Source organism: Candidatus Gracilibacteria bacterium (genome assembly GCA_041661045.1).
Lineage (GTDB): Bacteria > Patescibacteriota > Gracilibacteria > UBA1369 > 2-02-FULL-48-14 > 2-02-FULL-48-14.
In genome coordinates this window covers 184099-208739 of sequence record JBAZVE010000001.1, presented here as the reverse complement: position 1 = coordinate 208739, position 24641 = coordinate 184099, and the positions used below count along the sequence as shown (strand labels likewise).

The 24641-nt window shown below is 49.6% G+C and carries 10 protein-coding genes; 1 reads left to right on the top strand and 9 read right to left on the bottom strand.

Annotated elements, in window-relative coordinates:
* Positions 1 to 19 precede the first annotated feature (19 nt).
* On the top strand, positions 20 to 196 hold the full coding sequence (locus tag WC777_00970; protein MFA6023777.1) for a hypothetical protein: 177 nt from the start codon (positions 20 to 22) through the stop codon (positions 194 to 196).
* On the opposite strand, the gene WC777_00965 is transcribed toward WC777_00970, so the two are convergent.
* From WC777_00965 to WC777_00925, 9 genes are all read right to left on the bottom strand, one after another.
* Positions 193 to 897 carry a hypothetical protein gene (locus tag WC777_00965; protein MFA6023776.1) on the bottom strand — a complete coding sequence of 235 codons (705 nt, stop codon included), beginning with the start codon at positions 895 to 897 and terminating at the stop codon, positions 193 to 195. The two genes, WC777_00970 and WC777_00965, sit on opposite strands and share 4 nt — an antisense overlap.
* On the bottom strand, positions 885 to 3200 hold the full coding sequence (locus WC777_00960; GenBank protein MFA6023775.1) for a hypothetical protein: 2316 nt from the start codon (positions 3198 to 3200) through the stop codon (positions 885 to 887). Before WC777_00960 ends, WC777_00965 begins: the two co-directional genes overlap by 13 nt.
* Positions 3137 to 3835, bottom strand: coding sequence for a hypothetical protein (locus tag WC777_00955; protein MFA6023774.1), 699 nt, complete (start codon positions 3833 to 3835; stop codon positions 3137 to 3139). Before WC777_00955 ends, WC777_00960 begins: the two co-directional genes overlap by 64 nt.
* A 4-nt stretch (positions 3836 to 3839) precedes the next feature.
* Positions 3840 to 19565 (bottom strand): S-layer homology domain-containing protein, encoded by a 15726-nt coding sequence (locus WC777_00950; protein ID MFA6023773.1) that lies wholly within the window; start codon positions 19563 to 19565, stop codon positions 3840 to 3842.
* Between the two features lie 145 nt (positions 19566 to 19710).
* The gene (locus WC777_00945) at positions 19711 to 20301 is read right to left on the bottom strand and encodes a type II secretion system protein (GenBank protein ID MFA6023772.1); all 591 of its coding nucleotides are present in this window, start codon (positions 20299 to 20301) and stop codon (positions 19711 to 19713) included.
* A gap of 68 nt (positions 20302 to 20369) precedes the next feature.
* Entirely contained in the window at positions 20370 to 21578 is a 1209-nt protein-coding gene (locus WC777_00940) for a type II secretion system F family protein (GenBank protein MFA6023771.1), read from the bottom strand.
* Between the two features lie 3 nt (positions 21579 to 21581).
* Complete coding sequence (locus tag WC777_00935; protein MFA6023770.1) at positions 21582 to 22832, bottom strand: GspE/PulE family protein; 1251 nt, start codon at positions 22830 to 22832, stop codon at positions 21582 to 21584.
* Complete coding sequence (locus tag WC777_00930) at positions 22832 to 23404, bottom strand: hypothetical protein (protein MFA6023769.1); 573 nt, start codon at positions 23402 to 23404, stop codon at positions 22832 to 22834. The genes WC777_00935 and WC777_00930 overlap by 1 nt, the downstream gene beginning before the upstream one ends.
* Position 23405: 1 nt before the next feature.
* Entirely contained in the window at positions 23406 to 24563 is a 1158-nt protein-coding gene (locus tag WC777_00925) for a hypothetical protein (protein ID MFA6023768.1), read from the bottom strand.
* Positions 24564 to 24641: the final 78 nt, after the last annotated feature.

Here is a 24641-nt window from a genome sequence, read left to right as displayed (position 1 = left end):
CTCCCCTTCTCCCCCCGCCATGCTCTTCAACTGTTTCTCCTGTGGTAAATTGATTTCTCTTCGTAAGGACTTGTGTCCTTACTGCATGGTCGACTTAAACCTCGCACGGGAATCGGTGGAACTGCAAGCAAAAGCAAAGAAAAAACCGGCACTGAATCCCGGCAAACACACCGTATTCTCACTCTTATCTCGTTAGTTGCACTGCATATCGTAGATCTTAGCGACTCGATCCAAAATAGCGGGGAGGTCTTTGGTATTGGAGGCGGCGATGCTTTGGTTGAGTGCATCCAAAATGGCCTGCATATCCGTGGCGGCCGCCGCACCCCCTTCTCCATAAAGCAAAGCATAACGAGCTTTTCGCTCCGCCTGCTGCGCCTCAATCTCTTGCCTTATAATATCTTCTTGCAAAAGGTCGAGAGCAGAGCCAAAGGTAAAGACATCTCCGGAACTTGTGAGGTCACTCACCGTTGCCGCAGGATCCACTTCAATTTTTTCAAGACTCACGAGGTTCTTGTAGTACTCCCAACCGTGCAGGGCGCTGTCCCCGGTGGATCTTAAGTTTTCAAATTCTTTTTCCAAATCGCTGGTGCTGAGGGAAAAATTATCTTTAAAATTAAGATTTTCTCTCTTTTTAACATCGACTTGAAGTTCATCAATCGTTTCTTGAAATTCTTCAACAGTTTCACGGATCTGAGACCAGGAACCTTCTTCACATTGGCTATAATCTCCAATGCGGTCATCGTACTTTTCCGTCCAGCTCGCAAAAAGATCTTCGAAATCTCCTTCAGTCAACCATTTCTCCTCCACAACAAAAGCATCGAGCATCTCGCTTTGCAAGGCACTCAGTCGTTCTTCTTTAAGCTCCTCATAAAGTTCCGCATCTTTTACATTGATCACATCCGAGGGCTCATTTTGGATGTTTCTAATGAAATGTTGCTCCATAAGAATGCGGTGGTAGTCGATTTTGTACGCTTGGGTATCTTGGCAGGCAAAAGCCGCGGCACGGAAGCGCTCACGGGTATTGTCCAACTCCTCTTCCAAGGCCAAAATATCATACAGTTGACAGTACCCGACGGTGAACAAATCTTTGAAGGTTTGTTGACGCGTATCTTCATTGCGAACGGTCAGCACAAAGCCATAGTAGTCCGCCCAAGCCCCCGGACAAAGGGGCTCCGCCAAACTTTCCAGACCTTCTGGAATCTCCAGAGCTTGAGCGGGCACAGCGGCAGCGGAGAGCCCAAGCCCAGCGAGGAGGAAAAATGAAAAAAGAATTTTAGTAGGAAATCTCATTGGCAGTATTCTTTATTAATGAGAACGGAAAGAGGGGCTTGTTCAGTGAGGTAGGTGGCTTCCAAGCTTCCCTGAAAGTTTTGGAAATAGAGAAGCATGCTGTAGAGCTCGCTGGAAACTTGAGAGAACAAATCACTGGTAGTTTGAGAATGAATATTATAAACGAATTCATCAAAAACTTCTTGCAGCTCGGCCACATTACTGTCGGCAGCCTTCTGGCAACTTCCCAAAAGTTCGTCGATCTTGCGTTCCGTCCCCACCATTTTTCCAATATTCAAAAGGCTCTCACATTCCGATTCACTCTTGCTCTTGCCCAAAATTCCACCTGAGCCATCCGGAAGAGGGATGCCCGCAATTCCAAAAAGTTGGGTTTTAAATTCATCGATTTCTTCACCGGCTTTGTCGTCCAGTGTGTCTCCGGTATCCAAGTCTATGGGCTTTTTAATGGCATACACATTGAGGTCCAAATTGATGTGATAGCCGGCATCCTTGCAAGTGGCATCTTCAAACCAATTCTTAGTGATTTTGCTGGGCACCAAGCTCTTGCTCATGGTTTCGGTGAGCCGTTCTTTTATATAAGCGGTATGGCACGCGACGCAGTTCTCAGTCGGCTCAAAATCATCCGCCTGCATGCGCTCCGTATCCACTTCGGGGTCGTTGGTTTCGGGGATGAATTTAATTTCGATACAAAAAACTCCACTGCAGGGCAGCGTGCGCATCCAATCTCCCGGCTTCATCTCCAAAGAGAGGAGGAAAGCATCCAAAGCTTCAAAGGCCGCGCCAATATCCACAGCATAAGGATTCTCCGTTCCGCCACTGCCACCGGACCCACCCGCCTCGCCATCGGTTGCGCCATCAAGTGTGCCGGCACTGCCGCCACTGCCATCCTCGCCGCCCGTGCCATCTCGTCCGGGAATCTCATAATTAAAAGAATTTTCAGGCTCCGGGAGCGCTGAACCAAGATCCGGGGGATTGGTAGCGAAGGAATCGAGTGCCTCCGTGAGGCCTTCATCGGCATAACACGCATAGGGATTGAACGGAGCTTCTGCCGGCTCTTCCGCCAAAACCACCACGGCTTCTTCCTCAGAGCCCTCTGCGCTCGGCTCTGGGAAAAGTTGAAGCGCTTCCTCCGAAGCCAAATCCACAGAACCTCCGCTGCGATCGGGGTAGGTGATGAAGTCGCCAAACAAAAGATAATGGATCAAATCCAAATCGTACAAAATGTCGATATTGGCGGAATCGCCCAAATCATTATTGAAGAACATTTCGCTGGCCAAGGTTTCGTAAGCCAAGCGCCGGTTGTCTTCCTGAAATTGAAGCTCATCATCATAAGCATCGCCAATGGCGGTGAATTCTTTGAGCACAAAATCATTGCTGAGCACGGTACCGATTTCGGAGGGAAGGGGGGGGCGTTCATAGGTTTGATAATGCCAACGGAGATAAGATTCGGTGACGGGGCTAAAACTATTGCTGGAAAGAAAGGTCTCAAAATCCGCATCCCCTTGGGTGACGGCTGCCGTCATTTGATCCACCACTTCTTGGGATTGAACCGCCGAAGCTTCTCCTCGCTGTTTGTCGATGATGGGCTCCACGCTGCCTTCCAAAACAATGTTTTTGATTTCATCTTCCGTGTATTTAAAGCGCTCCGCGATCTCAACGGCCGCCGCATCCCGTGGCCCTTGCACAATATTTTGTAACATAAAAAGATAGAGCCCAGAAAAAGGCGCTTCACTGTTGGCCGCCAAATTTTCGAGTTCTTTCGCATCCGTTTTTTCACTCATCTCAATGCCCGCCTCCTCAAAAATTTGCTGAAGCAAATCGTCTTCATTGGGAACCAAAGCCCGGCTTACCGACATGCCGGCAGCAAGGCTCAAAACCAATCCAATTCCGAATAAAAAGAATTTTTTCATTGGCATTGAGCGGTGCTCGCTCCATTAAATTTAGAAGGATACTTTTCCACGATGTCCCGAATTTCCCCCAAATTCCCGCGGTAATCATCCAGGTTTCCAATCAACTTCAGCATTTCGCTGTGCACGGGGTAAACCAACTGCACCTGGTTGTACACGGCCAAAGTTAAATCGATGCTCTCTTCCGCCAGCAAGATTTGTTGATCCACCACGGTTCTTTGTGAGGTGGCTTCTTGCAAGGCATCGTTCAAGGAGAGGGGCTGTTCGCTCCCTTCTTCCGCCGTTCCAAAATCCAAGGCATCCTGGCTTTTTCTCAAGTAAATTTCAAATTGAACCAGGTTCTCATCCAAGGCCAAAGCCAAACAGTAAGTGGACACATTTTTTTCGCAGCCCGTTTCCGGGTCCGGATATTTAACATAACCAAGCGTTGCAAAATCCGGGTCCAACAGGGGCCTTAAAAAGAACTCATCCACAATCACAGTGTTGGCCACATGGTAAGTTCGAATGGCATCGGTCATGGTCATGCCGTCGTAAGTGCTCTTGGTATCCAAAACGCTGGCAAGCAGAAGCGAACCATAAGTATGGGGGAGAAGGAAGCCGGCCGCAAAGGCCAGCACAAACCATTTAAACCATTTCATTTTACTATGCATTGGCGAGCGTAACAGGGTAAAGCATTGTTGAATTTATTGAAGTAAGCGGGGAAGACAGCATTGAACTCATCGGAAAATTCTTCCAAATCGGCATTCATGATTTTAAGACCATCGATCACTTCAAAAGTGCGCTTGCTGTTCGCAGAAGCGATGACTTGTTTTTGAAGCAGAGCGCGGGCGACATCCAAATAGAAATCTCGTCTGCCTGCACAATCACTGCTCGCCTGGGTGCTGTCTTGGAGAGTCGTATTGGCATAAAGATCCAAGTTGTTTTCATAAATGGCTTCAATGGAACTTTCCATGTATCGGTAGTAACGCATGGCATGATCCACTTGGCTGCTGGAAGGTGTATCCACTTTAAAATAGTCATCCAAAAAGGTTTGGTAAGAGTCAATAAGGACAGAGGCCTGTTCAGTCACAGCCTGCCCGCAGGCATAGTCCACACCTTCGATCTCGGTAGCAACGGTTTCTCCCGTTGTCTCCTCCGCAAGAGCATAAAACAAACCATTGAAGACCAGCATCAAGCTGAGGCAAAGCAAGAAAAGTCGGGACTCCAATTTTTGAGGCAAAGGCATCATTCCTCTAGGGTTAATGAGTTGCTGATTCCAAAGATTTCTCCGGCGGCATTTTGAATTATAGCAAACACAGTATCCCCCGGTCGAAGTTCCGCGGCATAATCGATGGTGGCAGTGCAAGGACAAGCAATACAAGGCTCTTGTACCGCATAAATGCCAGGCTCTAGCCCATCGCCGGAGTCATCCGCAAAGTCATCCCTTCCATTCAAAGGATCACTGCCTCGGTCCACCTCACTGCCATCGTCCACGCCACCGGCATCGGTGTCGGGATTGTAGGGGTCGGTACCGTACACGGTCTCTTCGTCAATGTTGAAGAGTCCATCTCCATCACTGTCCAAATCGAAACAGTTATAAGCCTCCAGTACACGAACAGACATTTCCACAAATTCATAACGAGTGAGCTCATGCAAAGGATCTTTGGCTTCCTCCTTAGTCACAATAAACGATTCACTGCCCGCGGTGGAATCACTCACCAAGTAGGGGGTCAAATCCTGAGCGATATTCATATAAGGATCGTACCAAGGCTCTCCCACAAGATTCTCCGGAAGCTCAATAATATTTTCTTTATCCAAAGCCTCGAGCACAATTTTAACCGCCTCTGCACGGCTGATGGTTTTGTTGGGTTTAAATGGAGCCACTCCGGCAGAATCGACTTCTCCCAAGTAACCCGTGATGAGTTCTCGCAAGAAGGATTCTTTGGTCACTCCAAAATACCAAACGGTGGGATCCAAAATATCATTGAAAACAGAGGGCAGTGCCTCCGCCTCATCCCGTGGAACAATACAAAGGATTCCTAAAATAATCTTGGTGAATTCCGCACGGTTGATGGCTTGATCGGGCTTAAAGTACTGCGCATCGTTTTCGGTATACCCCTCCAAAATGCCGCGCTCCACAAGCTCTACAAGATTTTTGTACAAAGGATCATCTTCATCAATATCTTCAAAGACAAGCCGTGTGCTGCCGGAGCCGGAAGTGCCGGGATTCAAGAGCTCGGAACCGGGCAGATCCAACTCTTCCGTGGTGGTGAGGTGAAGCGCATCGGGGCTTCCGGGCCAGATCTCAAGCTCGAGTTGATCACCATCGTAAACCTCAATCACAAGATATTCATCCAGAGAACTCGCGGCTCGTTTCACCAAGTGATACCTTTCATCAAAGATGCTGATGCTGCCACTGGGACTCAGCATAAATTCCAGCGCCCCAAGAGAATTGCGTGCAACCAAAGAATTTTGCGTGAACTCGTAGTGCTCGGAATCGGAAACCGTGTAGACCGTTGGATAATCGTAAATGGACAGATCCAAATTCTCCAAAGGCACGGCGACCTCACGGATTTGAGTGGAAGCGGAATTCACAAAGAGGAAACTGCCCACCACGGCCCCAAAGCTCTTTTGGTAAACCACCAAACGAGAAGGCCATTCATCGCCCGCGGGCAGCACTGCAGAGGCATAGGCGGAGTCGTAAACCAGCACTTGTTTAGTGACGGGATTGAATTCGGCAACCACCTCTCCGGTGGAATCGTAAACCGCTAAACGGTTGGAAGGAATCAATTCCTCATAGATTTCCCCATAGGCATCGGTGCCGGCTCCTTCTCCTATTTCTTTCAGGACTCCATTGCGATCGCGAATCAAATGGAAGGGGAAATCGGGGCTGAGCGGATCCGTTATCCCTCGGACAAAATCCACCGTGGCTTCGGTGAGCACAATGGCAGGCACATAAATTTCCACAGCAATCTCTTGCACAGCAGTATTCCCGGCACTGTCCGTGACATACAGGGTAACAATGCGCTCTCTCGTGTCTTCATAAGGCCCAATTTCCGTCGTAAGGCCCAAAGACTGGTCATCATTATTTTTGATGCCGTCTCCATCGCTGTCCACTTGGTCATCCAAATCCCAATAGGCATCCACAATCGCACTGTCGCTATCGAAAGAAGACTCGGCAGAAAGCTCACGCACGGAGAAAATGGCCAGTTCCAAGGCCCCATCCCCATCACTGTCCACCAAGCCATCACCGCCATCCTCATCTCCGCCGTTATCCACCAAAATATAAGGCTCACTGTCATCCGCACACACTTGAGGATTGAGGAGAATATTTTCAGATTTTGTACCGATCCCGCCTCCTTCATAGAGGGCGCGAGTGATGGCATAGTAAGCCCCATTTTCCAGTTGAACCGTGACCGCAGGATTATCGGTACTCACAAGAGAGTCCATAACAAAGAGTTCTTCCTGATCCAGATCTAGTGAGAGGCCATCGCTGCTGAGCAAGGTGGCATCGGCCCCGGAACTTTCCAAGGCAATCAGCTCTTCCGCAAAAATTTCCATCCCTTGCTCAAGATCCTGAGTGTCCACTTTTTCCGTGGCATCAATCCAGTAAACAGAGCCTTGCTCAACTCGCAAACGCAGTTCCGCTTGCGCCGAGAAGTGAAGCAAGGAACCGGCAGGAACGGAGATGGAAGAAGAGCTATTCGCGGAATCAAACTCAATAACACTGTTCTCAATGGTTTGAAAAATCACGGCCTCACCGACCTCAATTTCTCCATTGGTATCAATGAAGGTGCGTTGGTAGGCATTTTGAAGTGAAACTTTTCCACTGACGGCATCCACCCAAAGCCGGCTCTTTTGCAAGGTTCCAACCGAATTTTCTTCCTCATCCACAAAGGGTAGGCTTTCATTTTCACCTTCATTCAAAAGCAAAAGTCTTTTAATGTTTTCATCGGGGTTGGACTCCTCGGCATCCAAAGAATCATACAAAAGCACTTCATAGCCCACCGCAGTTTCAGCGCCATTGAACGCGAAGCTTGCCTCTGAGTAATCATTTTTACCTCGTTTCAAATTGTGAACACTGCCCTGGCCGGGATCCAAATCCTGCACGCGGCGTTCCAGTGGGTCTTCGCTCACGGCTCGTACGCTTGCGGTCTCAGTATGATTTTCTTTTAGATAAATATCACCTCCCATGGAGTAGACCAAGTCCTGATCCCCATCCTCATCAATGTCCATGAACAAAAGGCTGGTGGCCTCATCGGATTCTTGCGTGTAGTCCACCAATCGTTCACTCACACCCGTTTCAGAATTATAAATATACAAACCTTGGTTCGTGGATTCCGCTTGAGCGCCAAGCTCAAGACTCTCGGAGTCGAAACTCGCGGCAGAACTCGCGTCATCCATCTCTGCAGCCAACTCAACACGATTGAGTTCTTCAATCCATCGTGTAGAAAGTGCTTCCCCCTCTGCTGCGATGCCCGCCAAAGCCACGGGATTTCCAACTTGTTCCGCCGCCAAATAACGGTAAAAGGATTCATCTCCCATGCCTTTCAAAGCCACGGTGCCTTGCATCAAATCCTCGGTACTCGCAAGCAAGGAATCACGCAAACTCACCACCGAAGAAAGCGGAGTCCCCTCAATGCTCGCCAAAAAGTCTTGATCGAGATTGGGGGAGCGACGGATCTCATCAAATCGATGAAGCAAAGGATCATCCAAGGCCAGCTCTTGCGATTCCACGGAAAGCAAAACTTCATCGGGCATCACGGCATCCCACGCCTTGAATTCTTTTTGCATGGTCTCCAAAGTGCTCTTGAGCATGGCTAAGTTTTGTTTCACCAAAGGGTGATCTTTGTAGGCCAGCGCGGTGTCCATAGCCTCTTGGTAGGACTCAAAGCCACTCTCAATATCCTCCTCAATATCCTCAAATTCCTGAATAGCGTCTTCGCCATCATTCTCAAGATCGCCTTGAACCCCCACCCCTCCATCTGTGGAAGCATCCGCGCCATCCGGGCTCGCTTCGCCATCAAACTCCGCGTCCACTTCAAGGTCCCATTCTTGTTCACCCAAAAGATCAAACACATCTTGAATGTCTTTTTGGAGCTCTTCCAAAGGCTTGTTGATGCTTTCCTGCACAAAGTCCGTCAGCATGCCGTTGCTCTTTTCCCCAATGCCGGCGATAAAGTCATAAAAAGTGGTGATCTCCCAACTGAAGTTCATCATGGTGTTGACCTGAATCTCCTTTACAAAGTCATAATTGAATTTGGGCCACTCCACCGTAATTGCCAAATCAATGGGAAGAATAATGCCGCCGGGTCTTTCGGTGATTTCTTCAATTTTCGCTTTGAGCGCAAACTCAGGCACAGGAATAAATCCTTGGCGAATGATACAAACGATTTTTAAGATATTGCTGGAAATACTGAGCGCGGCTTCCAGTGAAGGATCCAAGGCCGGTATGGCCGGTGGAGGGGGAAGATCCGGGAGGTTCGGTAGGGTGAGAGGAGGCAGCGGGGGCAACTCGATATCAAGATTGGGAACGGGCAGAGTGGGGATATCCAAATCAAAATCAAAATCCGCATCCAATTTAAGATCCACATCGGGGAACACAATAACGGGTAATTCTGGAATATTGAGCCGCTCGGGTATAAATTTGAGATCCGGCCACACAATGGTGAGCCCACCTTGAATGTTGGACACATCGATCACAATGTCCGGAAGTTTTGGAAGTTCCACCACGGGGAAGTCCGGAATAAAAATAAAGAGACTGAACAAAAGCTGCATGGCGCTGTAGCGTTGGTTGGTGCACTTGTCGCAAGAATCCATGAGATCGGCAGAAAGATCGACGAGCACCTGCCAACTATCGAGGAGGTCTCGCATATCCAAAGCCCAATTGCCCCAGGCCTCGATGCGCTGCGCGTTCTCAGCCAAATAGCCCGCGGTGCTGCCCAAAATGGCATCCAGATAACACACAATAATTTGAGCAATAGTTGCTTCCAAATCCCGCAGCGCCAAAATCTTTTCAGGGATTTCGGAGTAGCCTTCCACAATGGCCAAGTTTGCTTCCACCGCGGTGATGGCCTGCTCCATGGTGTCATTGATGCCATCCACCACCTCTTTTTGGGCGGCGGTTAAATCATTCCGCAGAGCAAATTGATTCTTAAAATCCAACCACTCAAGCTCGGTTCGCTCTTTCCAAAGATACATACTGGCCAGAGTGATATCGATTTCTTCTTGCGTGAGCGCGGGGTAACGAACTTCCACCGGCTCAACATCAATATTGATCAGCGGGAGGCCATGAGCCCAGTTGAGCCATTTTTCAAGTCCCATGATGCCTTGTTCCACAATTTTAATCTTTTCAAGGGGGCCGGCGGAAGCCAGGTCACTCGTTTCTTTGAGCGTGAGGGGATTTGGTTTGGCGACGAGACTCTTGGGGTCCGGGTAAATAAAAGTAATATCGGGCAAGTCGAGCACCTTAAAGAATTCTTCTTTTTGGGCCTTCCACCATTCTGTGAAAATAGAAGGGAAGCCCGGCACTTGAATATTGGTGTTCACGGCAACCGGAGGGCGGTAAGTGGTGAAGACCGCGCTCTCCAATCCACTGGTGCCCGCGGTCACCGAAACGATGTTCCCCACATTAAAGGCCACTTGAGCTCCTTCTGCAACAAAGCCAGTCGCTTTTGCCAAGGCTTCGGTAATGAATCCATTCATCATATCACAGAGCCCAAGCGCTTGAAGAATGGGGATGGAGAAAGCGAAACACTGCCCGGCGCCATACTGCCCAAGGCAAACACCCATACCAAGACCCAAGGTAGTGGTGGGGGCCAAATACAGCCGTAGCACTTGGGAGGCGTAACACATCTGTCCGCTGCACACCACGGGAAGCCAAGGCAAAAGGCCAAATATGGGCGTCCCATAATCAGTCATAATAGTGGCTCCGGTGGTGGGGTCGTGGTAGCCGCCCGGTGCTAAAAAGGCGACACTGCCCGGGAAGGCGATACAGCCCCCATTGCAGGTAAACATGCTCACCACTTCTTCTATTTTTTGAGTAATCCCTTCAATTTCTTCATCCAAGAAAGAGAAAGAAGCCTCCAGTTCGATTTCTTGTTCCGGAATGTCCGCGGTGAGATCCAAGTCCGGATTCAAAAGCAAGGCATCCGTTCCCGCAATGAGCCAGTCGTCCACCAAATCATGGAGACCATCCCCATCCGAATCTTCTGTACTCACGAACATTTCATCGGGGGAGTAGTAGTAGTCTCCATTGGTATCTTGGCCACCCATCACCTCCGCAATGGGATCAAAGCTGCCATCGGTCGGCACGGGGATTCCTTTTTCATCATCAAGACCCTCTATAAAGTCAGGGATTCCGTCTTCATCCGAATCGGCAAGGGGGGAGGGGGCGGTATCGGTGTATTCTTCCTCATAAGTGGAAGAAGAATATTTCTTTTCTTGGTAATTGACATGACGGAAACTTCGCTCTCCGATGCCCAAAAATCCATCCTCTCGTACTTCCGTGACCACCCCGTCAGAGTAAAACACCAGCAAGTCGCCCGCGCTTCCGCCCTCCGGACTTACGGCAATATCCAAATAATCATCATCTCGATAGTCACTGTAAAAATCTTGGCCGAGAAGCACGGAAAGGGCGGGGAGGGCTTGAACGGAAAGATCGTATTCAAGCTCCAGGCGCTGTCCATTACTAAGATCAAAAGGACCATAAATAAAGGGCCGCAACCCTTCACCCTCCTGGACCAAAGCACTGTCCAAAGAATTCCAATCGAGCGCAAAGCTACCGGAATCCGTATCGGAGAAATAGATGTTCGAAAGGGTGGCCCCGGAAACATTTTGGATGCTGACGCGGGTGGTTAAGACATCCCCAATCTCCACCGTCCCGGAGTTGGGATCACTCAACGACTTGCTCACAGTGAAGAGCTCACTGAGGGCATCCGCATATTCAAAAGGAAGCGTCTTTTCTTGTGAAAGGCCCTCGCTGTCACTCTCAAAATCATCATCTCCACTCACCGCACTGAGGAAGCCTCCAAAGTCCGTGTTGATGGCATCAGAGTTCGCAAACTCATCGCTCAAGACCGATAATCCCACGCTACCGGAGCTGAGGCCTTCATGATGAATCACAAGCTCTCCACCCAAATTGGTTTCCGGATCCGCCTGAAGTCCAAAATCTTTAATTGGGCTCACAGTTTCAAGCACACCCTCAGAATTCCATACAACACTCATCACCAAATTTTCATCCACCAAAACAATGTCGTCATAATCATCATTGTTCAAATCACCCACTTGGATTTGTTTTGGGGTGCCGGACACACCACTGAGACTTAAGTTTTTGGCGACGAAGCCGCCCCCGATGTTTTCGTAAGTATAAAGACACATCTCTCCTTCAAAGCAGGCTTCCTCAGTGGCGATCAAAAGATCTTCCAATCCGTCATTGTTGAAGTCACCTTTACCGATGGAGGAAATCCCGTTTTCAATAAATAAAAGCTCGCCTCGATTTTTGAGACGAACGGCGGAGTCCGCATTTTGCAGCACTTCGATGCGTCCATCCTCATATGCGGCTAAAACATCCATGGTTCCGTCACCGTTGTAATCCAAATCCAAAAGCGTATGGATGTCTTCATTGGAAGCGGAAACGGGTACTCCAATATCCGCAGTGAAGCCCAAATCACCAATGTCTCCGGCAGTGGGCAGTTGAATGGTGGGGTCTCCCAAAACCACTCCAATTTCAGAAGGGTAGAAAAGGTTCGATTGCCCCACAGTATTGCCCGCGGCAAAAAGCAAAAGGTGTTTATTCTCCTCCTCCCAACCAATATTGCCATTGTCTTCCGCCGATTCAAGACTGGGGTAGCCCAAGGAGGGCTGCATGGCTCCCGCCAATTCTTGAGAGGGATCCACAAGGGCAAGACCCATGGCATTCAAGGAGCTGTTTCCGGTTGGAATTGGCTCCAAGCGGTGCTCGCTCAAAGCCGTCGGCTTAAGATAAAGCCCATCCTCCAAACGATCCCAGTCTTCCAAAACAAAACCACTTTCCAGGGCTTTGAGCTCGCCATTCCAAGCGGAATCAAAATCAATGAGCAGAACCGGATCCGTGTTTTTGAGGGCCACAAGGCTCAGGCCATCCGCCGCCGCATTCACGGCAAGAGAATAGCTCGGGTCCATCAAGGCCACTTGCCCATCCTCACGAATTTTAAGCACCGCGGCGGCATTCTCTCGCAGGAGCCAGGCGCCGTCGGATTCTTCCAACTCAAAATCAGTATCGGTGGTGAGCAGCTCAGGGCTCACGCCACTCAGATCTCCCACCTTGTAAAAAATTTCGGCAAGCAAAGCATCGCTGGGGAATTCTCGCCATTGAATACGAGTGGGGAGGTCCGTGCCGGCTCCATGCACCACCTGGCTCACCATCCCATCTTCCGCAAGGACAATGCTGCCGGTCGCATCGATCGTGGCCAAACGGTTTTTGGGTTTGGATTCACTCGTCAAACTGGTGACCGCTTGAGTTTTTCCATTAAAGAGCATCCAGGCGCCCAAATAATTTTCTTGGGTGCTGTCTCCAAAAGGCCCACCCAAAACGGAGGCGTAAAGCATTTGCATGTCGATCTCGGCAATCTCCTCACTTGAAAGGGTGAAATTCACGGTGCCACCCCAAGTCCCCGCCAAAAGTGCCTCCGAAGCCGCCACCAAGCTCACCTTTCCACTCACTTCTCCACTAGTCACAAAAACAGAAGCACGGCCTTGGTTGAGCACAAAGGATCCGGAAGACAGCGTACCAAATTCAGCAGTGCTGTCCGTGAGGCGCAGGGAGCCGCTTGTGGTGCTGTCCGTGCTCACAAAATTACCATAGACATCGTACGCTTCAATAAAGAATTTTTCTCGTTCTCCCGCGGCAAGCACCGAGTCGCCATCTTCACTGCGAATGCGAAGCTCATAAGGATCGGCAGGCTTCACCACCAAGGGGCCGCTGCCACCCAAAAGTCCGGGGCTTTCCGCAAGAATAGACCCCGTTCCCGCCAGGGTCCCGGGGCTTAGGGTGCTGCTGCCACTGCCGCTCACCAAGGAAATCGATTCGGAAGAAAAACTTCCAAAACCGCTATCGCTCAGACTCAAAACCACTTCTCCTTGAAAACCGGAAACGGGAAAGCCCAGTTCATCCACCGCTTGAATCGTCACAAGTTCCGAACCGGCACTTCCCGCAAGAAGATACGGTTGAGTGGGTTGAACTTTAAGGATGATGCTTTCTTTGTGGTCGATCAACCATTCATCGCCGCTATTGGGAACTTCGGGGAGGGAAGCTTGAACACCGGCTTGGCCCACGGTGAGGGAGGAAAGAACACGGAAGGGAAGCACTCCATCCGAGACCGTGACTTGTATCCCATCCATAGAACTGTCCTCATCATTCAAATCCAAAAGTTCAAGACCCCCTTCTTCAGTGAGCGACACGGAGTAAAAACCATTGGAGGCCAGGTTTCCAAAAGAATCATACAAACTCAAATTCATATTTGTACTTGCTTCCGCTCCGGCAGGAAGAACACGAGACTCGCCTTCCAAAACAACACGCACCGGCTCCCCGGGGAGCAGATGAATTTGCGCATTTTGGGAGGGGAGTGAACCATCACTGATCCGGCCTTCCACGGTTACGGTTCCGGCAAAGTCAGTCCCCACAAAACGGGTTTCTGCAACGCCATTCTTCACACGGACACGACTGGACTCCACAGTGCCGTGCTCGCTGCTGGACAAAATAAACTCAATCACGCTGCTGTCATCTTCGGCATAAATATGGTCATCCACATCACGGATTTCAGCCCGCACAAAGATTTCAGACTCCCCATTTGCGGGGATCTCATTGGTAAAAAGATTCACACGAGTGAGACCCTCTCCACTGCCAATGGTAATGGTCTCCACGGTTGCATTGGGGGAAACCACAAAAAGTCCTGGGCCATGCTCGTATCCGCCAAAGCCGGAAAATGCATCGGGGACTCCAGGGATTTCGGGGACTTCAGGAATTTCCTCAGGATCATCCAGTTCTTCCACATCGGGAATTCCATTTCTATTGCTGTCCATCATCGGAGTACGACAGTCTTTATCTTCGATCATATTGACGGCCATCATCACAAATTCAGCTCGGGTGATGGATTCTTCCAACCACTCCGTGGTCAACGGGCTGCCTTCCGGGAAAAGAGAGTGTGCCTCCGCAGTGGCGATGTATTGGCTGTACCACACTTCGCCCTCCGCCACGGGATCCACACTGTAGCCAGCAGTCTCCACAAGAACCTTGGTGGCCTCCGCCCGGCTGATGAACTGTTTGGGCAAAAAATATCCTTCCTCCTCACCCCCGGCATACCCGGACACAATTTCTCGTCCCTTGGCTTCGGCCACACAAGCCAAAAGTTCCGGATTGATGGTGGTATCGGGGAAGGGGTCCAAGCCGTAGGCGGCCAGGAGCTCCGTTTCATACACCGCATCGTAACTGTCGCAGTCTTCACAAATGGCACCCAGATCAATTTTTACAAATTCTTCTCGAGTGATGGGGTTGTCCGGCCTAAAACTGCCATCGGTGTACCCCTTGATCACACCTCGCAAATAGAGCAGAGCCAAATCGGGATACGCAGGATTTTCGATTCCAATATCCGTGAAGAGTTTCTTGCCCTCAGCCAAAGGATCGTAGCCCGAGAAAATTTCAAGCCCATCCAAATAGCCATCGCCATCGCTGTCTCCATTGCTCAAAACCGTTCCAATCACCCACTCTTCCAAATCATCCAAAAGATCTCCGTCGGAGTCAGGGATCACGGAGTCCGCCTTCGCGCTGCCCACTCCCATCCACCCCAAAATCTTCCCCAACACAGCGCCAAGATAATCGGAATACTCGCCTTCATCTTTCAAAATTTCCGCACTCGCTTCATCGTCAGCGGTTCCAAGGGTCACCGTGAATAAACTTTCTCCATCATCATTCAAGATATGCAGAGGATCATAGATATTTAAATTCGAAGGGGTCTCAAAATCCAAGAGATATCCGGCGCTAAGAGTGATTTGCCCAAGGTCTGTCACCAGGCCCATTTGAACGCCATTTTCTTCAAGAGCAGTACCATTTTCCGCGGAAGCAATGCCGGCGCTGGGGTGCAGCACTTGAATGTCCAGTTCTCCTTCCTCCGGGATCAAAAAGATCACCCCATAAACCAGGCCCTCGCCTGACTCAACGGAAATCCGTGTGGGCAAGTCTTCCGTGGCCTCCAAAAGTTTTACAACAGCATTGCGTAAATCCAAATCCCCGGTAATGGGGTTCAAAACGGCTCGTACCGTGCCTTCCTCATCACGGATTTCAATGCGATCCCCCTCCATCACCGTATCGGTTCCGGCATGCTCCAAATTCGTAATATAGGTGCTGAGTTTCACAAATTTCGGCTCGCTGCTTCCATTCAAAACATCGCTCGATCGAATATCCTCTCTGGACTCGGCAAGGGCCTGCAGGCCAAAGCTTCCGGCAGCGGCGCTTTCCAGAGTGAAGCTCGCCACGCCACCCGTGAGCACAAGAGAAGCGGTTCCAAGAATCTCAATACTTTCCGTTCCACTCACGATGCGGAGTTCAACTCGGGTGCTGCTGTCCTCGGTATTGATCGTTCCGTCCGCATTCCTGGCAGCCACAGAAACCGTGAGATAGTCTCCACCTCCCGCTTGCAGAACGGTGGACTCATCCGTGCTCAAAAACAAGGAACCCGTTGCCTCGGCGCTGTCCACAATGCCATCATCGTCCGCGTCCGTGGTGTCCACTTCCGCTGCGCTGGCCGAGCCACAAACCTGTTCACCATCCAAAAGACTGGCGATGGTAAAGCTGCTCGTAGAGTCCTCCAAGTCTCGCAGCCATTCTTGAATTTCATTGATCCATTCCACCAGCACCACGGGCGTTGTGCCGCTCACGGGCGCCAAAGCTTCATACTCTTCCGCAGCATCCGCTTGCGCAGCGGCAAGAGCAGCCTCGATTTCCGCTTGGCTACGGTATAAAAATTCCAAATCCTCCTCCGTTTCCGGCTGGTCTCCGTTGAAGGCAAAGTAAAGCTCTTGAGCATTGCCATCGGCAATCAAAGAGACCATTTCATAACCCGATCGGGCCTTGGCCACCACAGGCTCTTCCTCACCAAGATAATGGCTGAGGACATAGCGATGTTTGGCATCAATACTCAGTCCACGCCATTCCAGTGCATCCGCCAATTGATCGGCATTGATGCCCGTATAAAAATTTTCCACGGTGTTCACAAAACGATTTCCACCCGCAACTTCTTCCATGTCCGCCGCCAAAGCCGCCACTTGTGCTTGGACAGCTTCAAGAGTTTGAGCATCAAACACATTGATGTACACAAGCTCCTGAGCCAAACCTTCCGCATCGATAAAAGAAACGCGTCGAGTCGCATCAATGGGGAGATTGGGGGAGCCGGCATTGGTGGCTTGGGCATTGAGCGTGGCGATGGTGGGCTGCGTATGCTTGGCAAAGGAAGAAATTTCCGCCGCCTCACTGCGCAAAGTGGTGAGCTCTTCCGTGTCTTTTTTAAGGAAGAGTTTGTCAAAAGAAAGACTCAATTCCTCCACGCCGCTCATCCCGCTGCCCTCCGAAGGATTCTCTATTTGGATTTCATCTTGCAGCGCCAAAAAAGTATCGATGTCATCATCCGAAGGGGCGCTGTACCCCAGCTCAATCAGCAGATCTTCCATGGTGTATTCCAGGCTCGCATCCGCGGCAATCATATCCAAGTTGGCAAAGGGCTGTCTCAAAGTGGCCTCATCCGGCCGTGGATCGTGTCGATCTCGTTCTTCCTCCACTTTTTCCAAAAATTCCTGGTAGCTGGCTTCGTCATCGTCCCCATCTTTGCGGAAGGCACGAATTTTATTGGTGAGCCAGTTGTTGAACTCCGCCACGGATTGAGAATAACGGTTGAAGGTGAAGACTTCGCGGAATTCAAAGCACGCTTCGGCCCCCACTTCCCAACGGCTCGTATCCTCTGCTTCGGGCGTCTTTGCCCCATCCAAAACACGAATTTCTTTCGTCACGGTGGCTTCATCACACAGCTCCGGAATATCCTCCAAATAAGAGGCAAATTCAGGCACACAGTTGCGATAATCTTTTACATCCGCCTTTGTCATTTCGGCGGCCACCACGCTGAACAAACGGCTGTAAAGCGTGTTGAACTGCGCCAACTGTCCGCCTTCCTCATCGGTCCCTGCAAAACTTGTGCATTGGTTCGCGTCATGGACATCCCAGAGCTGCTGTCCGCTGATATAATAGTCCGAAGGTTCCAACTCATCCAAATCGGTGAGAGCACCTTCACTATCAAAAAGAGTATTGTCAAAACCGGAGTGGTTCACAAACTGTAAACACTTATCTCCATCCGGGTCCACAGGTCCCTCAGGATCACAAATGGACTCGGCCCCTTCTCCCGCGCGCTGAACCCATCCGGTGATTTGAAGTCCCGCAATAATGGGAATATCTTCCGCCAAATTTTCTTCCACAATGGTATTGAGCTGCGCCTCCAAATTGTCGTTCAAACTCCTCAAGTATTGCAGGGTGAATTCATCTTTTTTAGAGATCAAAGAAATAGCGGTGTCGTAATCATTCTGCACGGTTTCTCCATCGCTTTTGCGAGTCTCATATCGTCCGGTTTGATCCACCAAACGATTCCAGACGCCCTGAGGCTGATCAAAAAGTTCCGCGTAACGGCTGGTCAATTGCCCCACAATGTCCCGCGCCTGAATATCCGGAAGATCTTCAAACAAAGCTGCCGGTTGAATGCCAAGAGGATCTTCATCGATGAGTCCATCGCAATCCGCGTCGTTATACGCACAAGTCCCGCTGGCGCTTCCTCCACTCGGACTCGTCCAAATTTGCATTTCGACGGAGCCATCTTCATCACAAAATCCATCCTCATCATCATCCCACTCAGAATGATAGCTGCCATCGGAGGCATAACAAGTGGGGCTCCTGAGTCCGTCGTTAAAGAACTGGTCCACAAACATCTCCTGCAAGTATTCCGTTGCGGCATCCGCTGTTTCAAAACTCGTTCCAAACTGACCATTGGTCCAGTTCTTCACCGATCGCCAAGGTTTCTTCTCGTTCGCCCAATCCCACCCGTACAAAGCCTCAAGCCCGGTGGGGTAGCCGTCTCCATCGTGATCTTCACTGTCTCCATTGTCGTCCACACCGCAATGTCCGGGACACCCGTCTCCATTGCTGTCTCCGGGAGGATCCTCATCCACCATTTTGTCGGAGAACAGAGTGTCCGCCTCACTGTCCGTGTAACCGGAGTACACCCAACCTTTGTCGTTGTTGTTGTCTTCAAAATGATCTTCATCCACTTGTCCATCCTCATCATTATCGATTCCAAAAAAACCATCTCCAATATCCTCATCCACCAAACCATCCCCATCTTCATCCTTCCCATTCGCAGCCTCCTCGTCGTAATTCCCATCTCCATCATTGTCCAAAGAGTCCCCCGCCTCCACGGAGGCCTGCATATCCGTGTAGAGGTCCTCCACCAAGTCGTTGGTGTAACGGTAATAACTCAGCTCTTCCCAAAGGCCCACAAAACGGTCGTAACTGTCGTAAGAAGTGGGATTGATGGCGGACTGCTCCGTGACCAAATCCCCCACAAAAATCTTTTCATCAAACGAGGTGTACTCGGGGTCTCCGGTGTGAAATTTGTGATTTTTATCAAAAAAGGCGGCCAACAAGTCCAAGCCTTCTTGTCCATCGAGTGGAGGAACAATCAGTCCATGCCAAACCTCCGCTTGCAAATTCTGAGCCTCCAAATTGGGGAGAAAATCCAAGGAAGTTTCATCGAGCAGGTAAGAAGGCTCTTCAAAATCGGTGTAGGGGAGCAAAGACACAAAGCGATTCCCATTTTTATTCACCACGGGAAGCGGAACAGACCCAACCATCACCACGCCGGTGAGTCGCGTAAAATCCGAATCATCAGGGTTCCCCTCAAAATAAAACCGCTCCAGCATGCGCTGAATCTCCACGGGAGTATCTTCATCCTCCACTTGAATGATCACCGTTTTGGTCCAGGGCAGGGTGGCCTGAACATCTTCGGCATAAGTTTGAATTTTCTGCTTGAGCCCGCTGGTTCCCAAAAAAGAGAAGAACCCGCTTCCGCCGGAATTGGCACTCCACAAACTGTCCTCCACCAAAATGGCCACCAGACCATAACGAGTCTCCACCGTTCCGGTGTTTCGCAGCTCCGGCAGGCTGCCGCCGGGGTTTTCCACCACCACAGGGTCACTGCTGCCCACCACGCTCAGAGCCTCCGCCACCCGATTCATGGGCAACAAAGAGCTCAAAAAGCTCATCAAAAAGCCATAAATCACAATTTTTTTCAAAGCGTTCGAGTGGAGGCGTGGACGCATGCCGAAATTCTAGCAAAACTCCGCCTTAAAATCCGCCCATTTTAATCTGTTGTCTACTTTTCAACTTGCCACTCCCCAATTTATGTTTTCATAACGAAAAAGCCCCCACCATTCGGCGGGGGCTTAAACTCAAACTTCCAAAAATCTATCGACCCACAACATAGATCATATTTGTACCTGCGGTACACCCGGTTACTGCAGCGGAAGTACATTCGTTATTCCCGGTTGCAGAAAAGTTAGCGGCAGCGGTGATGGAAGTGCTTACACTGAAACTCGTTGCATAAATTCCCTTACCTCTTGCATTCTCATTTTCCAAGTTTGCAATCAGTAAGTATCCCTCTGCCAGTCCACCGGCAGTGGTTTGCAAAGCAATGTAGGCGTAGCTGGATTCTGGGGTAGTGCCACCCGCACAAGGAGTACCGGTTCCGGCCCAGTAAGATCCGCTGGGATCGGCAATAGCCGTTGTCCAGTAAGGAGTCATGACGGTTGCAAAACCTGTAGCACTGGTTTCTCCGGCACAAGAACTTGTTCCGGGATACCCTCCATTATCTGTGGCGTATTGTTCCAGCATCACGGCGAGTTGTTGGAGGTCACCTTGTCTTTGGGCATCTCGTGCACGGCCGGAAGCACCGGTGAGTCGTGGCACCAAAGCAACGGCCAAAATACCGATGATGGTGATAACGATTAAAAGCTCAATGAGCGTGAACGCGCGTTTGCGCGGAGTAAAGTTCACCATGGCGTGTATGGGTTAATATGGATACACAAATTTTACACTGCACAAAAGAAAAGGCAAGAATACCGCTCTTACAGTGCGGAGGAAATATCACTGAGCGCCATGATGGGCTGCATAATAGCCGCCACAATGAATCCCACCAAAGCCCCCATAATCACAAGGATCAGCGGTTCCATCAATTTAGACAAAGAGGCAACGGCATTGTCCACTTCTCCCTCATAATACTCCGCGATTTTGCTGGATACTTCATTCAAATTGGCGGTTTGTTCTCCCACCAAAACCATGGAAGAAACCATGCTGGGGAAGAGAAAGGCACTATCCCGCAAGTTTTCTCCCAGCGGAATTCCTTGTGAAACATCTTGAGCGGCATACTGGATGCGCTTTTTATACACTTCGTTCCCCACCGCGTTTGCATTGATTTCCAGTGCTTTAACAATAGGAACACCGGAGTTGGTGAGGCTCGCAAGCATGCGCGCAAAGCGAGCAATCATGAGCTGTCGAACCAAATTCCCAAAAACCGGAAGATGTAGCAGGGCGAGGTCCAAAGAATATTTTCCTTGTCTACTTCGCTTAAAGAAAAACAAAGCCACCAAAAGCACAATCAGGACAGCCAAGCCCTGCAGCCAGTAATTTTGAGCAAAATCCGAAAGCCCAAGTAAGATTCGAGTGGAAAGAGGAAGCTCCTGCCCCCCCTCTGTGAACAGTGCCGTGAGTTTTGGCACCACCATGGTGAGCATCAAGAAAAGACAAAGGAACATCACCGCAAAGACAGACACGGGGTAAACCATGGCGCCCTTCACTTTGGAGACAATGGCGGCACTTTTCTCCGCTTGTTTAGCGATGTCTTTTAAAATTTGATTGAGATTTCCAGAAGCTTCTCCACTGGCGATCATTCCCCGTTCCGCTTCCAAAAAAGTATCGGGGAATTTTTCCATGGCCACGGAGAATCGAGTCCCTTCTTCCATTTCAACAGCAAGGGCAAGAATCACCTTTTTGAGTTTCAAATTGGGGACTTGTTCGGAAAGCACATACAGAGAACGAATGATGGGAACGCCGGCATTGATCATCACGGAGAGCAATTGGAAAAGCATGACTTTTTCTCGCAGACTCACTCGCGTAAAGAGGAGCACCACTTTTTCATTGAGTGCCGAGAAACTAAGCAGTTTTCCACGGACACGGTCAATTTTTGAAGAAGATCGGAGTTCATCAATCCGCGCTTGGTCTTCCTTGGAAAGTCCAATGTCGAGTCGTGTTCCAATGCTGGCAGCGGGAGTATTCATGGTTTAAGCGGATTCGGGTCTTGCAACGGAATAAACTTCTTCCAAAGAGGTAATGCCATCCAAAGCCTTAAGGATTCCGGCTTGTTCCAGTGTCACCATTCCGGTGCGCATTCCTGCTTCCTGAATTTGTGGCGAGCCGGCTTGTTTCAAGATCAAATCTCGCAGTTCATTGTTCATCTTCAAAACTTCAAAAAGTCCAATTCGGCCATAGTATCCAATTCCATTGCACTGTTCACAATCCACACCACCGGGCCCAAAGAATTGCAAAGCTTGCAACTTGGCAGGGTCGTGAGGTTCATCGGGATGCAACTTTGAAAGCGCGGTTTTCACCATGGTCAACGAACTCTCATCCACCGTGATGGGTTTCTTGCATTTATCGCACAATTTTCGGACCAGTCGTTGCGCAATAATGGCATTGATCGTGGCTGTCATCAAAAAGCTCGGCACACCCATATTCACAATGCGTGTCAGCGTTTCCACCGCGGAGTTGGTGTGGATGGTGGACAAGACAAGATGCCCGGTCAACGCCGCTTCAATGGCCGTGTCCACGGTTTCTTTATCACGAATTTCCCCCACCATGATGATGTCGGGGTCTTGGCGCAAAGCGGTGCGGAGTCCAAATGCAAAAGTGTAATCAATGTCGGGATGCACTTGCGATTGGTTGAGTCCATCCATTTGAATTTCCACCGGATCTTCAATGGTCAAAATATTCACATCCGGAGCATTCAACAGGTTCATGGATGCATAAAGCGTGGTGGTTTTACCACTTCCCGTTGGTCCGGAAGTCAAAATAACTCCATTGGGAAGCGCCAAGGCTTCTTTTAAATATTTCAATGCATTCCCGGCAATTCCCAGCTTTTCAAAAGTAGGAATTTCTTTGGATTGATCTTGGATACGCATCACCATCTTCTCCCCGTTAATAGTGGGGAGACTGGACACACGAAGATCCAGTTCGCGGCCCTCTTGGGTGGTCACTTGCGCTCGTCCGTCTTGAGGGATTCTTTGCTCATCAATCTTCAAATTAGACATGATTTTAATTCTGGAAACCACGGCCGGATGAATATTTGGAGGATATTCCACAATGCGTCGTAGGGATCCATCCACGCGATAGCGAATCTGAACGGTATTTTTGAGTGGCTCAATATGAATGTCCGAAGACCTCAAATCAATCGCGTAAGAAACCGCGTTCATCACAAGCTGGGGGATGTTCCCCCCCACAATGGCTTCCTGCAATGCTTGAAGTTTGGAGTCCATTAAATTTCTTGAGAAAAGTAAGCGTTGAGGTCAACTTGAATGTCGTAAGTCCCGCCAAATTCCAAAGGATATTGAATTTTTAAATCTTCAATGCTCATGAGCCGAACACCGGCTTCAAGCGATCCGGAGTTTTCAATAAACTCCAAGAATTCACCAAGATTTTTCTTCGAACTCGTGATGCTGAGTCGTACCGGCACAGATCGATATTGCCCATCTTCCGAAGCCTTTGCCGTTTCATAAGAAAGGCTGCTGATGAAGAAGGGGTTTCCCTCAAAATTATTGCGCACCGCAAAGTCATCCAAAAGTCGGGTGAGCATGGTCAAATCCTCACTGGTGGGGAAGACCACGGAAAGTTCTTGTGCGGCAACTTCGCGCGCAGCACCGCTTTCCACTTTGATATAAGAATATTGTTCCTGCAGTTCCGCGTATTCCATATTCAAACTCACCGCCTGCGTGTTGAGGGTGTTCGCGGAAATTTGTAAGGCTTCCCGTTGATTCCACTGGTAAACGCCATACAAAGCACTGACCAGAAGAATGAAAAGTCCCAAGAAAATTTGTCGTCGATCGTTCATATTACTGTTCAAGAGTTAAGGAAATACGGAAACTTCCAAGGTAAGCCTCATTCTCACTGTTCTTGTTGTAAGAGCGGTCAAAAACATCTTTAAAATATTCAGATTTTTCATAAGCATCGATCAAGTCGGAGACGAGCGTGAAATTTTTACTGTCATCTGTCACCGTGGTTCCGGTGAGGGTCACCGTTCCCATACTGGTGAAGCGCAGTTCATCCAAACTCAAGCTGCCCGCAAACTCGGTTCCAAAGAGGGGGTCCACGGTTTTGGTGAGTCGTTCCAGTTGATCCAGGTAAAAGGACCACTCAAATCGTGCATTTTTAATTTTTCCAATCAACGCGGTGATGCTGGCATTCACTTCGCTGAACTGAGTGTAGACCGCCTCAAAATCCTCTCCGGTCATTTTCTCCAGGTCCAGAGCGAGCACAGAGAGCTTAAAGGCATTCTGTGTCATGAGGTTTTTTGCGGTTTCTAAATCTTGAATTTCTTGAACCAAAATAGTTTCATCCACGGTGCCCGCTTGTTCATGGAGCGCGGTGAGTTGAGTATCCACTTCTTGTTGAGAAGCAGCCAAAAGTTCCGGGCTCATTTCTTTTAAAAAGTCTTCTTGCACTTGACTCAAAAGATCGATCAACTCCGGTTTCATCTCTTCCACTTGCAGCTGATATTCCGCCTTTTTGTTCTCGGAAGTGTACTGCGATTGCAGTTGAGAAAGCGCATAAAAATACTCATCGGTTTTCGAAAGATATTGGTCCAAAAGCAAAGCGGCTTCCAGGTGGTTTTGCACCAGCACTCGTGCCGAAAGTTCCAGTACTTGCTCCTCCGCTTGCTGTACGCGCAGAGCGGGATTCACCCCAAAAAAGGAGAATCGAGTGGAGTTTTGAGTGAGGAAGCCTGCCACGGTAAAGATCAAAATCAATACCGAAGCCTTAAGCACCGCGGCACCGGGTTTGCGGGGATGTTCCCGAAGAGTTTTGAGGGATAACTCGCTCTCTTGTTTTGGGCTGGAGCCAAAAAAGGATCGTCCCTTCTCCTTCTGCGCCAAAACATTTTGCGCAAGAGGGGAGGTCGTAGCCCCTTCTTTCCCAAAGAGTTCCGTGAAAACATTCTTGGATTCAACGGGTTCTTGGCTGCCTGATGCGGCTTTTGGATCTTCTGCCATTGGTTTCTTTTGTTTTAATCTTATAAGTATAGCAGAAAACGGTCAGAAACACAACGGAGGAGAGCCATACCCAGACTC